Source organism: Brevibacterium siliguriense (assembly GCF_900105315.1).
Classification (GTDB): Bacteria; Actinomycetota; Actinomycetes; order Actinomycetales; family Brevibacteriaceae; genus Brevibacterium; species Brevibacterium siliguriense.
Window position 1 is genome coordinate 774,666 of the sequence record NZ_LT629766.1, and the last position, 13,520, is coordinate 788,185.

Annotated in this window: 12 protein-coding genes; 5 read left to right on the forward strand and 7 right to left on the reverse strand. The window is 66.3% G+C overall.

The genetic code is table 11. From position 1 onward, the window contains the following. Positions 1 to 33 precede the first annotated feature (33 nt). Entirely contained in the window at positions 34 to 660 is a 627-nt protein-coding gene (locus BLU88_RS03340) for a DUF1990 family protein (protein ID WP_092009983.1), read from the forward strand. 84 nt (positions 661 to 744) lie between these two features. On the opposite strand, the gene BLU88_RS03345 is transcribed toward BLU88_RS03340, so the two are convergent. The 4 genes from BLU88_RS03345 to BLU88_RS03360 all read right to left on the reverse strand — a co-directional run bounded on the left by BLU88_RS03345 (position 745) and on the right by BLU88_RS03360 (position 4,814). Continuing rightward, positions 745 to 1,794, reverse strand: a complete 1,050-nt coding sequence (locus BLU88_RS03345; RefSeq protein ID WP_092009985.1) for a M15 family metallopeptidase — start codon at positions 1,792 to 1,794, stop codon at positions 745 to 747. Between the two features lie 224 nt (positions 1,795 to 2,018). Beyond that, positions 2,019 to 3,305, reverse strand: coding sequence for a sensor histidine kinase (locus BLU88_RS03350; RefSeq protein ID WP_092009987.1), 1,287 nt, complete (start codon positions 3,303 to 3,305; stop codon positions 2,019 to 2,021). A 4-nt stretch (positions 3,306 to 3,309) separates the two neighbouring features. After that, positions 3,310 to 4,269 (reverse strand): response regulator transcription factor, encoded by a 960-nt coding sequence (locus tag BLU88_RS03355; protein ID WP_092009989.1) that lies wholly within the window; start codon positions 4,267 to 4,269, stop codon positions 3,310 to 3,312. Continuing rightward, positions 4,269 to 4,814, reverse strand: a complete 546-nt coding sequence (locus BLU88_RS03360; protein ID WP_092017121.1) for a hypothetical protein — start codon at positions 4,812 to 4,814, stop codon at positions 4,269 to 4,271. The genes BLU88_RS03355 and BLU88_RS03360 overlap by 1 nt, the downstream gene beginning before the upstream one ends. A 509-nt stretch (positions 4,815 to 5,323) precedes the next feature. Between BLU88_RS03360 and BLU88_RS03365 the strand changes: the two genes are divergently transcribed. Continuing rightward, a complete protein-coding gene (locus BLU88_RS03365; RefSeq protein ID WP_092009991.1) occupies positions 5,324 to 5,605 on the forward strand; it encodes a hypothetical protein in 282 nt (93 codons plus the stop codon). Between the two features lie 188 nt (positions 5,606 to 5,793). Here BLU88_RS03365 and BLU88_RS03370 read toward each other — a convergent pair whose 3' ends face one another. From BLU88_RS03370 to BLU88_RS03380, 3 genes are all read right to left on the reverse strand, one after another. Further along, complete coding sequence (locus tag BLU88_RS03370) at positions 5,794 to 7,995, reverse strand: heavy metal translocating P-type ATPase (RefSeq protein ID WP_092009993.1); 2,202 nt, start codon at positions 7,993 to 7,995, stop codon at positions 5,794 to 5,796. After that, positions 7,995 to 8,207 carry a heavy-metal-associated domain-containing protein gene (locus BLU88_RS03375; RefSeq protein WP_092009995.1) on the reverse strand — a complete coding sequence of 71 codons (213 nt, stop codon included), beginning with the start codon at positions 8,205 to 8,207 and terminating at the stop codon, positions 7,995 to 7,997. The genes BLU88_RS03370 and BLU88_RS03375 overlap by 1 nt, the downstream gene beginning before the upstream one ends. An 87-nt stretch (positions 8,208 to 8,294) precedes the next feature. Next, entirely contained in the window at positions 8,295 to 8,588 is a 294-nt protein-coding gene (locus BLU88_RS03380) for a metal-sensitive transcriptional regulator (protein WP_092009997.1), read from the reverse strand. Positions 8,589 to 8,701: 113 nt separating this feature from the next. Between BLU88_RS03380 and BLU88_RS03385 the strand changes: the two genes are divergently transcribed. The 3 genes from BLU88_RS03385 to BLU88_RS03395 all read left to right on the forward strand — a co-directional run bounded on the left by BLU88_RS03385 (position 8,702) and on the right by BLU88_RS03395 (position 13,503). Continuing rightward, positions 8,702 to 10,645, forward strand: coding sequence for an MOSC domain-containing protein (locus tag BLU88_RS03385; RefSeq protein WP_092009999.1), 1,944 nt, complete (start codon positions 8,702 to 8,704; stop codon positions 10,643 to 10,645). 115 nt (positions 10,646 to 10,760) lie between these two features. Then, the gene (locus BLU88_RS18895) at positions 10,761 to 12,656 is read left to right on the forward strand and encodes a sensor histidine kinase (RefSeq protein ID WP_092017123.1); all 1,896 of its coding nucleotides are present in this window, start codon (positions 10,761 to 10,763) and stop codon (positions 12,654 to 12,656) included. A 112-nt stretch (positions 12,657 to 12,768) separates the two neighbouring features. Then, a complete protein-coding gene (locus BLU88_RS03395) occupies positions 12,769 to 13,503 on the forward strand; it encodes a response regulator (RefSeq protein WP_092010001.1) in 735 nt (244 codons plus the stop codon). Positions 13,504 to 13,520 lie beyond the last annotated feature (17 nt).

Sequence of the window (13,520 nt, forward strand, 5' to 3'; positions counted from 1 at the left end):
AGGTTGACGGTTCGACTCCTTTAGGTTGGAGGCATGGCAGGCTATTCCGAGGACCGTCCCGAGACGCTGACACATCCCCTCTCACCGAGGTGGCTGGAGCGTCCCGACGGCTATCGTCATTTCGAATCCGCGTACTTCGTCGGCCGCGGGAAGGAGACGTTCGACCGCTGCGCCGAGGAGCTCCTGCACTGGGAGGTCAAGATCCGCAGCGGCTTCGACATCGATGTGGACGTCGACGCCATTCTCGTCGGAAGTGCGGACGCGGTCAGTCGAGCGGCTGGAGCGGAGTCGACGGCCGATGTCGACGCTCGCGCGGACGGAGTGAGATCTGGTCGACCGCCTCGTGTGCGGCAGGGGCAGGAACCGACGATTCGAGTGCGTCTCGGTCCCTTTCGACTGCCTGAGCCCTCACGCGTCATCGACGTCTTCGAAACGGAAGATCGGTGCGGTTTCACCTACGGAACGAAGCCGGGACATCCGATCACTGGAGAAGAGTCATTCATCCTCATCCGCACCGCCGATGACCGGGTGTTCCTCGTTCTGAGGTCGGTCTCACGGGCAGGGTTGGGAATCTGGCGCCTCGGCGAACCCTTCGTCCGGCTCGCTCAGATCATCTACCGACGCCGCTACAGCAGGGCATTGCGCACCCGACGCAGCTGAGCGAGAAGCGCTCGTACAGTGAGGTCACCTCACTCCGAAACCGGATGCGGGTGCATCGCCGCGGGCGCGCGTTCAGGTGGCGGGTCACTTGCCGGGGATCGAGCTCCGAGCAGGGGTGTATTCCCAGTGCCACGGCTCGTACATGCTCGCCTTGGCCCAGTCGGGGTTCTCCCAGCCGTATTCGTCACCATGCTCGACGAGCCAGTTCCATGCTCCGGTCTTGTTGGCGACTCCACCGCCGAGGTCGAGGGCGATTCCCCAACCGTGCAGTGAGGTTCCCGGCTTGGCGGCCAGTCCCGGCTTTCGGCTGGCCACAGAGAGCTGGCCGGCCATGTCACGGTAGGAGTCCGTGATCTCAAGTTCCTTGCCGGTGTCCTTCTTGTAGGCGGCGTTCATCTTCGCGAAGGAGACGGCGGCGTCCGCACGGAGTCGGTGGTCTTCCTTGCCGAGGTCGCACAACCACTCATCGGGCAGCTCGCCGTTGCCGGCGGACTGATCGAAGTTCTGCTTCTCATCGCAACCGGGCAGAGCACTCTTCTCGACCGCACGGGAGGCGGCTTCGACCTTCTTCTGCTTGGCGCTCGGCACGCCGATTTCCATCGACGACTTCCCCTTGGCCTCGGGGATGTCGGCGTTGACCTTCTCCGGGTTGATGGCAGCGGGTTCGCTGGCAGCGGTCGGGTCGGTCTTGACCTCGGCGCCTCCGCCGAGGTTGTTGACCAGCATGGTCACAGCGGTGGCGGCACCGGCCACGGAGACGGCCGCCAGGGTGGACACGGTCCGCAGCTTCCGCTTGCGCACGGACTTGAGCAGCGCACCATCGGACCCGCGGCTCTCGGCGGCTCCTGCGCTGACCCGGCGGGCAGACGATGAGCCGAAGGTCGGCGGAACCGCGGCGGCTTCACGAGCCATCGCGGCCCGACGCGGGGACGTCTCAGCTGCCCGGGCTTCGGCGGCCATAGCTGAGCGCCTGGGCGACAGGTTCTCGGCTGTGGAGTCAGCGGCTGCAGGGACGGTCGGTGTCCCGGTCTCGCGCGTCGAGGTGCGAGCGCGAGAGAACGGGGACGATGAGCGGCGCCTGTGCAGATCCCGTCGACGCACCTGCGGTTCTGTGGCCGATGATGACTCTGACATAACTCTCCGTGTGGTGTGACTCGTCGAAGACCGCCGAGGTTTCGACGACTTCAATACAACATCACAAAAGTGTAACGGGAATATATAGAACCTGTCATATTTAAGTGACGAGTCGCACCCATGGCCGGTCAGCCGACGCTCAGATCGGGTTCAGCGGAACCCCAGATGTCTGGCATTGCACGAGGTCAGCGCCTTACGGGCAGCAAGGCCGCGCCTCGGCGAGTTTATTCGGAACGGCTCTCGACATACTGCCGGAGCGCGCGTTCCTGGGCCTCTTCGTCGGGGAAGACCACTTCGGTCCGCGCGCCTCCTGTAACGGGATCGTTACTGAAGATCAGCTTGATGCCGAGCAGGCGGGCCTGCCCCTGTGCGATGACGAGACCGAGGCCCATTCCGCCGCCGCCGGCGGAGACGAAGCGGGTCGGACCGGTGTTGACGATGTCCGGCGGATAGCCGGAACCGGAGTCGGAGATGACGATGCTGCGCGTGCTCGTCTCCAAACGGATGGGATCCCCGCCGTGCTTGATCGCGTTGACGAGCAGGTTCGACACGATGCGCTCGAAGCGGCGGACATCGGTGACCAGCGTCGAGTTCAGGGCCGCTAAGTGAGTGTCGATCTGGTGACCGGCCAGGGCGCCCGAGGCCTCCATCGTGCCCAGCAGGGATCGGATCGTCTGATCGACGTCGACGCGGGTGAACTCGGGATTGGCGCGGCCGGCATCGAGACGGGATACCTCGAGGAGATCCTCGACGAGGACTTGCATGCGCACGACTCGGTCCTTGACGAGTTCGGCGGGGCGGGAATCCTCCTCGAGCAGATTCGCGGCATTGACCAGCCCGGTCAGCGGAGTGCGCATCTCGTGAGCGAGGTCGGCGGTGAAGCGCTGTTCGGAGTCGATGCGCTCGGTCAGTCGGGCGACCGCGGTGTCGACGGCCGTGGCGAAGGCCCACACCTCCTGGTCGGATTCGTCGATGACATCGGCGATGCGCGTCGTCGTGTCTCCCGCGGCGATCTTCCGGGCCGCCTGCGCGCCGAGGGTCAGCCGGCGGGAGATGCGACCGGCGACGATGGATCCGACACCGCCGACGACGAGTGCGGAGCCGATCATTCCGACCAGCAGCGCTTGATCGATGCGGCCGATGAGCTCCTGGCTGTCCTTCGTCGAAGCTCGCACGGAGATCACCTGGGTGTGCGAGCCGACCTCGATCGGAGCCGCCGCCCACACGATCTCCTCACCGTCGACCTCGGAGCGGATCGTCACGCTCTGCCCTTTGAGGGCGGACTTGCGCGCCTCCTGGGGCAGCTGCGGATCGTCGATGCGGGCGTTGAGGGTGAGTACCCCGGTCTCGGAGAAGATGGCCGTCGCATTCGTCAGCTGCTCGGTCACCGTCGACCGCATCCGGTCGTCCTCGGCCCGGGCCGCGGATTGGCGCAGCACGATCGAACACGACAGGACGGCGATGATCACCGAGGCGACGATGAGCAGAGAGATCTTCCAGCGCAGCGACATGCGATCAGCCTGCGAAACGGTAACCGAATCCGCGAACGGTTTCGATCATGTTCGCCCCGATCTTCTTCCGCAGGCGCTGGATGTGGACGTCGACGACGCGGGAGTCACCGGCCCATTCGTAACCCCAGACTGTGAACGCGATCTTCTCCCGCGAATACACGTGCTCAGGCTGCTCGGTCAGCAGCAGGAGGACACGCAGCTCGGTCGGCGTGAGGTGGACTTCCTCCCCGTCGACCTCGACGGTCAGGCGTCCGGTGTCGAGGACGAGGGACCCCAGTCGTGTGCGGAACGGACCCAGCCCGCTGTCGGAGCCGGACGTCTCCGCGGCCACCGTGGGGGATCCGCTCGGGCGGGGCGGAACCCCGCCGATGGCCTCTTCGTCGTCGTCCGCCTCGGGGGCGGTGGTGAACTTCCCCCCGGCACCGAGGTAGGTGTCATCGGATTCGAGCTGCGCTCGCAGTCGATCCCGAGTGTCCATTCCGGGGCTGGCGCCGAGGACTTCGGGGATGCCGTCGCCGGTGACCATGCCGCCGGGACCGATCACGGTTTCGTGGTGCTCATCCGCCTCGGGGGCGGGCGAGTAGCCGAACCTGTCGGTGCCGGTGGTGATGAATCTGCGGACGACCGCGCGGATGCGGGCGTTGAGCACCTGCATGTCGAAGGGCTTGGTGAGGTAGTCGTCGGCTCCGGCCTCGAGGGCCTGGACGATGTCGATGGCATCGGAGCGAGCGGAGATGATGATGATCGGGATCGTCGAACGCTCGCGCACGGCACGGCAGATGGAGGCGCCGTTCATCGTCGGCAGCATGAGATCCAACAGCAGGACGTCGGCGCCGTTGGCGGAGACGAACTCGTACCCCTCGCGGCCGTCGGCGAATGCCGAGACCGTGTAATCGAAGCGTTCGAGTCCGATCTGCGTCGTTTCGCGGATGACCTCGTCATCCTCGACCAGAACTATATGCATTACGTTTCTCCATTAAGCCGCGTGAAGCGTTGACCTGGTTCAAACCTACCGTCGTGCATGCGATACACCTGCACCGACCAGCCGGAGGGGCAGCATGCTTTGTCCCCGTCGGCGAACATAGCCTCCTGCACCACCAGTGTCCCATTTCTGCCGGGATCGACCTTGAGCTGATTGCCGGTGGCGATGAGCTCGAGTCGGGGCTCGCCGTTGTGTTCGCTGATGACCGCGCCGGCGATGGTCTCATCTCGCTGCTCGGGGTTGGCCACCGTGACGAGTTGGAACTTCTGTTTGCCGCTGAGGAACGGCGACGAGAACTTCAGGCAGTCCTTGCAGTCGGCGACGACCTTGGCCGCCTCCGTGCCGCTGCCGGTGACGGCGTATCCCGACGACGATTCGATGGCCTTGCGGACCTCGTCGAGGGAGAACGGTTCGTTCGGCTCCCCGGCGGCCTCGGTATTGGGGGCGAAGAGGGAAGGGGAGGGGTTGCCCTCGGGCGAGACTTTGAGGCCGCGATCGGGACCGCATGCTGTGACAGTGAAAGCCATGACTGCCGCAAGGAGGATCGCCGTGAAGGTGCGGACTGTGCGACGGAGCGATGTCGAATGGGGACTGCCGAGAGGAGTTGGGCTGAGAACTGTGCTGCCTGCCGTGGTCATTGGGACCGCGGCGTCTGCGCATGGTTCACGGCCAGGCGGGGCCTGGCTGGAGTGAAACGAGCACAGCGCCTCCCCGGAGGCGCGTCGGATGGTGACGGGCACACTCTCATTTTTGCCTGTTCGGAGTCCGTAGTCCACCTGGTCATCGGCTCAGGCGGCTCGGAGCCGTCCCCGGAGCGGCCGGGTATCGCGCTTCCCGTCGGCTTCAAGGCATCTTGTGGCAACCTCCGTGCGGCGGGGTGACGGTCGGTTGGGGCCGGCTCGGTGACGGTGGGGCCAACGGTTGGTCTGGGCCGGCTCGGTGACGGTGGTGCCGAGGTTCCAGGCATGGCCGTATGGGGTTTGATCTCGGCCACAGGATGGGTCGGCTCTCAGGTCCGACCGGTAGAGTGAGGGGCATGGCGCCCACGAACACCCCGAAGAAGAAGTCCACAGGCGGCAAGCCCACGAGCACGGTGTCCTACAAGGACGCGATCAAAGTCGGCGTCGTCTGCGCAATCGTCACCCTCGTTCTCGCGATCATCGTCACCCGAGCGTGGCAGGACGGCCGCGCCTTCGGCTACGCATTCATCTATGCCGGAGCGGCATTTGTGCTGGTGTCGGGCTTCACGAGCTACCTCAACTGGGTGATGCGCAAGGACACGCAGAACCAGAACCAGTCCTACCCAGTCATGCGCTGACTCCACCTTTCGCGGCATAACCTCGCGTGGCTCTCTTTTCCTGCAGCTGCTGAGGCGCCAGACACCGAAAGCGCCATAGCTCCCTGTTCCGGCAGGGGGTTATGGCGCTATCAGTGAGGGATGCTCCCGGTCGAGACGTGCGGCTCGTTGGTTTCTGCTGCGAACTGGTCAGCCGTCAGCGCCCCCGCTTACTTGAAGCGGAGCAGCCGGAGGCTGTTGAGGATGACGAACACCGACGAGAACGCCATCGCAGCACCGGCGATCATCGGGTCGAGCAGTCCGAACGCCGCGATCGGGATCGCCGCAGTGTTGTAGGCGAAAGCCCAGAACAGGTTGCCCTTGATGAGCCCCAAGGTCCGGCGCGAGAGCCGGATCGCCTGCGGGATCTGCAGCGGGTCGGACTTGACCATGGTGACGTCCGATGCCGCCATCGCCGCATCCGTGCCCGAACCCATCGCGATGCCGAGATCCGCACCGGCCAGAGCGGCGGCGTCGTTGACCCCGTCACCCACCATGGCCACTGCCCGTCCCTGACCCTGCAGTTCGCTGACCACGGAGACCTTGCCTTCCGGGCGGACATCCGCCCGGACCTCGGTGATCCCGAGCGCCTCGGCGACCACCTCGGCGGCCCGGGCATTGTCCCCGGTCAGCAGCACGGTGCTCAGTCCCAGCGAATGCAGCTCGGCGATCGCTGCCGCAGCCGTCGGCTTGGCCTCATCGGAGACGAAGCTCAGTCCACGGAACTGACCGTCGATCGCCAGCGCGACGATCGTGGCCCCGCGCGGCACCGAATCGGCCTCGAAGTCGACCGTGATTCCGCGTTCCCGGAGCAGGTCCGGGCGACCGGCGAGCACCTCGGCGCCATCGATCGTGGCCCGCAGCCCGCCGCCGGCGATGTTCTCGAAATCCGTGACCGGTGACCCGGCCGCGGTACCCACCTGATTCGCCGAGGCGGCCCCGGTCGAATCCGCCCCGTTGATCTCGGGAGCGGCTGCGACGATGGCACGGGCGATCGGGTGTTCGCTGCGCGATTCCAATCGGGCCAGGAAATCGAAGTCCGCGGGTGAGAGCTCGGTCCCGGTCAGGCGCATCACTCCGGTGGTCAGGGTGCCGGTCTTGTCGAGGACGACCGTATCGATCGACCGCGTCGACTCCAGCGCCTCTGGCCCGGAGACGAGGATGCCCAACTGGGAGCCGCGCCCCGACGAGACGGCGAGGGCCGTCGGCGTGGCCAGCCCCAGTGCACAGGGGCAGGCGATGATGAGCACGGTGAGCGCGGCATGCAGTCCCGCCGCCCAGTCTCCGGTGACGAAGGCCCAGGTGAGCAGGGTGACGACGGCGATGCCGAAGACGATCGGCACGAACACCGCCGAGATCCGGTCGGCCAGTCGCTGCACTGCGGGTTTGCCGTTCTGTGCACGACTGACGAGGTCAGCCATGGCCGCCAGCGTCGTATCCGCACCCACTCGGGTGGCACGGACCTCGAGCACGCCGGAGGTGTTGATCGTCGCTCCGGTGACGGAATCGCCTGGGGCGACCTCGACCGGAACGGATTCACCGGTGAGCATCGCCTCGTCGATGGCCGAATGACCGGTCAGCACCTCGCCGTCGGTGGCGATCTTCTCGCCGGGACGCACGAGGAAGACATCGCCTGCCACCAGCTCGTCGGTCGGCACCTGCACTTCACCACCATCGCGCAGCACGGTCGCGGACTTCGCGCCGAGGTCGAGGAGTGCCTTGAGCGCGGCCGTCGCCCGGTTCTTCGCCCGGTCTTCGGTGAGTTTGCCGATGAGCAGGAACACCGTGATCGCCGCGGCCGCTTCGAACCACACGTGGTATTCGGCCGGCACCGACCAGCCGAAGCCATCAGCGACGGCCCGGCCCAAGGTGAAGTAGGAGTACAGGCTTGCGACGATGATGCCGACGCTGACCAGGGTGTCCATGGTCGTCGACCCGCCGCGCGCGGCCTTGAACGCCGCCGAGTGGAACGGCCATGCGCCCCAGGTGACGACGGGCAGGGCGAGGGTCGCGACGATCCACTGCCAGCCGGTGAAGTGCCAGCTCATGACCATCGAGATCGCAACGATCGGCACCGCCAGGATGAGCGAGCCGATGAAGCGCGGCCGCAGATGGCGGGGATCGTAGTCGACGATCTGCGGGCCATCGCCGCCGGTGCCGGGGCTGCGCACCGTGGCGCCGTACCCGGCCTTCTCGACGGCGGCGGTGATGTCGTCGTCGCTGAGTTCGGAGTCGATGACCACATGCGCGGTCTCCAGCGGCAGGTTGACCTCCGCCGTGACCCCGTCGAGCCGGGTGAGCTTCTTCTCGATCCGAGCCGAACACGACGCGCAGGTCATGCCCGTGATGTCGAGTTCGAGCTCGCGCGGCATCACTTCACCTCGTAGCCGGCCTCATCGACTGCGGCACGGATCGCCGCGTCGTCGAGTTCGGCCGACGACGTGATCGTGACCGGGGAATCGCCCCCGGCGTTGAGGTCGACCGCGACCTCGGTCACGCCGCTGAGCGCGCCGAGCTCTTCTCTGACGGCGGCTTCGCAGTGTCCGCAGGTCATGCCCGAAACGGTGATGGTGGTGGTCGTCATTGTGTTCTCCTATCAGCTGTGAGATTTTCCCGACGTTCGAGTCTCAGGCGTCGTCGCACCCCGATCGGGCGGACGCGGCCTTCCGGCTCAGCTCTTGATGAGTCGGGAGATGGCGGCTGATGCCTCCTCGACCTTCTTCCGCGCTTCCTCTTCGTCGCCGGACCCGGCGGCGTCGACCACGCAGTGAGCGATGTGCTCTTCGAGGAGGTTGATGGAGACCGCGTGCAGCGCGGCTGTCGCGGCGGAGACCTGGGTGAGGATGTCGATGCAGTACTTGTCGTCATCGATCATCTTCCCGATGCCGCGGACCTGACCTTCGATCCGCTTCATCCTCCGCGCGAGAGCGTCCTTCTGCGGGGTGTATCCATGTTGCTCAGTCATGGTCACACCGTATACCCCCATAGGGTATAAATCAAGATCAAGCCTCGCCGAGGCGGCTGTGCGATTGCTCTCACCCCGCCCCGTCCGTGTTCTCCGGCTCCTACAATCGAATCATGCGTGCTGCCAGACTGTTCCGGTTCCCGGTCAAGGGATTCCCCGCCGAGGAGCTCACCGAAGCTCGGGTGGTCAAGGGCCGCGGAATCCGCGGCGACCGGATCGCGGCGTTCACGAACGGCAGCCTCGACGTTCCCGCCGACGCCTGGCACTCGTACTCCGCCTTCACCGTGCTCAAGAACGACACCGACCTGCAGAAATGGCAGGTGGGCGTCTCCCTCGCAGAGGCGTCCGACGACTCCGGCGCTATCCCCGAGGCGGCCGACCAAGACGGTGCAGCCGATGTCGGCTCCGCGACCGTGACTCTCACGGCTCCGACAGGGGAGTCGACGACCTTCTCCACCGGCGATGAAGAGGGCAGAGCCGCCTCGGCGAGCTTCCTCTCTGAACGTATACCCCCTCAGGGTACATTCCCGCGCTGCCTGGCCGTCGCGGATCAGGGGATGTTCGACTCGCAGCGCTCGGGGATCTCGCTCATCAACCCCGCGACGGTCGCCGCCATCGCCGATACGGACGAAGGACGCGCGGCCCTCGGTCTGAGCGCCGAGGAGACCGGCCCGACGCCGGCCGATGCAGGTGCCCTGGCCGATCCCAAGGCCGATGCGGCAACTTCGGCCGATCCTGCGGCCGCTGCGGGTGACTCGACCGAACCTGCCGCCGAGCTCGACCCATTGCGATTCCGCGGCAACATCCTCGTCGATGGACTCGCCCCATTCGAGGAATTCGCACTCATCGGTTCGGTCATCCGCCTCGGCGGCGTGCGCCTGGCGATCCGCTCGACGATCGAACGCTGCCCGGCAACGACCATCAACCCGACCACCACCGAAGTCGACGTCAATGTGCCTCGCCTGCTCAACTCCGCCTGCGGGCACCTGCACTGCGGAATCTACGGGCAGATCCTCGAGACCGGCGATGTCACGGTCGGCGACGAGATCACCGTCGAAGGCCTGGCCCCACGCGAACTGGTCAAGGTCGCGCGCACCCCGCGGTTCATGACCGTCGTCGGCCGCCGGCAGATCTGCAACGACATCGTCGAGGTGGCCCTGCGCGACGACCTCGGATGGATCCGCGAGTTCGACGAACCGGGCACGAACCTACGCGTCCACCTCGACCTCGGCGCACCGTTCTGGCGGACCTATACGATCATCGACGTCGACGACGACATCGTCCGCATCGCCGTGCGCACCCAGGGCAAGGGCTCCCGCGCCGTGGCCTCGCTGGAAGAAGGGCAGCGGATCCTCACCTCCGGTCCGCACGGAACCATGACCGCCTCCCGCGTCTTCGGTGGCACAACAGCCCTGATCACCGCGGGAATCGGCATCACTCCGAGCCTCGGACTGCTGCGCAGCGACGGTTTGGCCGACCTGCCCGCCACGGACCGGATCCGACTCTTCCACGTCGACCGCGACCACCGCACCGCATGCCTGTGGAACCGACTGCAGGACCGTGCCCACTCGGGTGCCGTGCCCGTCGAGACCCACCATCGCGACACCGCGACGGCGGGCCGACCCGGCCACCGCGACCTCGTCGACTGGGTGGCCGGCTGCGACAACGTCATGGTCTGCGGACCCCGCGACTTCACGGCGGCCGTGCTCGCCGCCGCGGACGAGGCCGGCGTTCCCGCCGTCCACCAGGAGACCTTCGCCTCGCCGAACACGGGAATGAGCGAGGCCATCGCAGCATGTTCGCCTGCCGAGGTGACCCTGGAGGAATCGGGGACGAGCTTCGTCTGGCAACCACAGGAAGGCACTCTGCTCGAATCCTTGGAAGCGCGCGGATTCCGATCCCCGAGCTCCTGCCGAGGCGGATCCTGCGGAACCTGCTCGGTGTCCCTGGCCTCCGGGTCAGTGCTCTACCCGATCGAACCGGCCGCCCGTGTCGAGGACGACGAAGTGCTCGTGTGCTCCGCGGTCCCCGCCGGACCCATCAGTCTGGCGCTCTGAACCCGGCTCTCTGCATCCGGCAGGCTGACCGCCTGACCCGCCTGATTGACCCGGCAGACTGACCCGGCAGACTGACCCGGCGGGCGGCCCTTGACCGGGTGGCACAATGGTTTCCATGCCGAAGAAGAAGCGCACCGTGCTGTCGAAGGGACCCGCCGGACCGGTGGGTCGCCTGAGTCGGTGGGTTCGCCTCAGCGCGGCCGGGCGGATCATGTTCGCGAACTCGATCATGCTCGTGGGCATCATGGTGCTCACGACGAGTCTGCTCTATCTTCAGCTCTCCCAGCTGAACACGAAACGCGAACAGGACCTGCTGCGGTCGGCGGCAGACAACATCTCGATGTCGCTCGGCCTCGTCGGCACCGGTGAGGCCAGCCACGACGACTACCTCGACTCCGAATCCCGCGACGATGTCCAAACGCTTCTGAACAACGTCATCAGCCAATACGGCTTCGACATCGCCGCGGTCGTGCCCATCGACTTCCTGCTCACTCCGCCCACCCTGGGCTCGCCCGGACGGCAGCAGGCGCTGGAGGAGAAGACCGCCTCGGCGGATTCAGGGAAGATCCCCGAGGATTCGATCGACCAACTGGCCCAGGCCATCGACGGGAAGGCCCTGCAGGAGGGCAGATCGATCGTGCGCTTCATCAACGACGGCGGCCCGGCCGACGGCACCATGTACGTCCTCACCCCGGTCTACGCCGAACACGTCGGCGTCGACGGGATGAGGTCCGACACGGTGGTCGGCGCCGTCATCGTCGGCAGCTCCGCCGATTCGGTCCGCGAAGGCTTCCTGGCGCAGGGCAAATGGCTCATCGGCATTGCCGTGCTCACCCTCATCCTCGGCATAGGATCCTCATGGGTGACATCGCGCGGCCTGCGCCGAGTCACGGGTGACTACGGTGCCGACGAGCTGCGCAGCATGCTCGACTTCTACTCCTCCGTGCTCACGGCGGTGTCCGAAGGTCTGCTGCTCGTCGACCGAGCTCGCGGGATCGTGCTCATCAACACCGAGGCCAGGGAACTGCTGGGCATGCCTTCCGTCGGTGATGATGAGGACCCGGGCCCCACCTCGGCGGAGGAGATGCCGCTGCGCGAACGCGACCTGCCCAAGGCGCTGCACGATCTGCTCGCCTCCGGGCGGTGGGCCCGCGACGAGATCCACTACACCGACGACCGCGTCCTCGTCGTCAACCAGCAGCCGACCGAGGCGGCCAGCGATACCTGGGTCGTGACGATGCGCGATCACACGGAGCTGGCCGAACTCTCCGGCGAGCTCGTCTCAGTGCGGTCCTTCTCCGATTCCCTGCGCGCACAGACCCACGAATATGCGAACCGGCTGCACATGGTCGTATCCCTGCTCGAGACCGGGCACGTCGATGAGGCCATCGACTTCGCGGCCAAGGACATCGACGATCTCAACCGGGTCAACGGGGACGGGTCGATGACCTTCGACCACCCCGTCCTGTCCGCACTGCTGCTGTCCAAGATCGCCCAAGCCGGCGAGGCGGGAATCGAGATGACGGTGGACACCGCAGACCTCACGGGCAACCTCGGCGGAGACGATCGCGACCTCGCAACGATCCTCGGCAATCTCGTCGACAATGCCTTCGACGCTCTGAGCAGGCAGGATGTTCTGTCCGACGACAAGAGGGTCCACGTCGAGCTCTCCGGTTCCGGTGGTCCCGGCGGATTCACGATCGAAGTCAGCGACGACGGTCCGGGCATCGATGAGGAGCACCTCGACGCGATCTTCGAACGCGGCTGGTCGACGAAGCACGACGGCGTCGAGACCGACCAGGGGCTGGGACGCCAGCAGACGGGCACCCGCGGGGTCGGACTGTCCCTGGTCGTGCAGGCGATCCGCCGCCTCGGCGGAGCCGTCGACGTGCAGGGCCACGGAGAGGAAGGCGATCGATTCAAGGGCGCCGTGCTCACGGTGTGGCTGCCGGACCCGAGCGGTCCGGGTCATTCGGGTGGCGGGCAGACCGGCACCGGGCAAGCCGGATAGGGCCGGGGCGTCGCCGCTCAGGCCGGTTCCGGTCAGGTCGACCAGACCGGGATGTGACGGGACTGCAACACGATTCGGGGCGCTGTCAAGCGGGTGAAGATAGACTGGCGGCATGTCGGAAACAACTGCGCCTGAATCGAGCATCGGTGTGCTCGTCGTCGAGGACGAGGTGGTCGCCGCCCGTGCTCACGCGAAGTACATCGACCGCATCGACGGCTATCACATCGCGGGAGTGGCGAAGAACGCCACCCAGGCGATGGCCGCTCTCACGGGTCAGATCTACGGCCTCGACCCCTCCGGCATCCACCTCGTCCTCCTCGATATGAACCTTCCGGACGGGCACGGGCTCCAGGTCTGCCGCGCCATCCGCGGTCAGCGCGTCGACGTCGACATCATCGCCGTCACCGCTGCCCGTGACATGCAGATCGTGCAGGAGGCTCTGTCCTACGGCGTCGCCCAGTACATCATCAAGCCCTTCACCTTCCCCGTCTTCAAATCCAAACTGGAGGCGTACTCGTCCTTCCGCAACCGCCTCGGCGGGGACTCGAACGACGGTGAGGTCACGCAGACCGAGGTCGACAAGGCGATTTCAGCCCTGCGCACCCACACCGTGGCGGCCACCGCGAAGGGCGTTCCCGATGCGGTCCAGGCCGAGGTGAAGAGCCTGCTCAATGAGAATCCCGGACAGTCTGCCGCAGAGCTGGCCGAGGGGCTCGGAGTCTCTCGAGTCACCGCTCGTCGCTACCTCGAATCCATGGCCGACGCCGGGTTGCTCGAACGTCGTCCCCGGTACGGTTCGGCCGGACGCCCCGTCCTCGAATACACCGTCGTCGCCGACGCCGGCTGACCGTGCTGAGGGCTCTG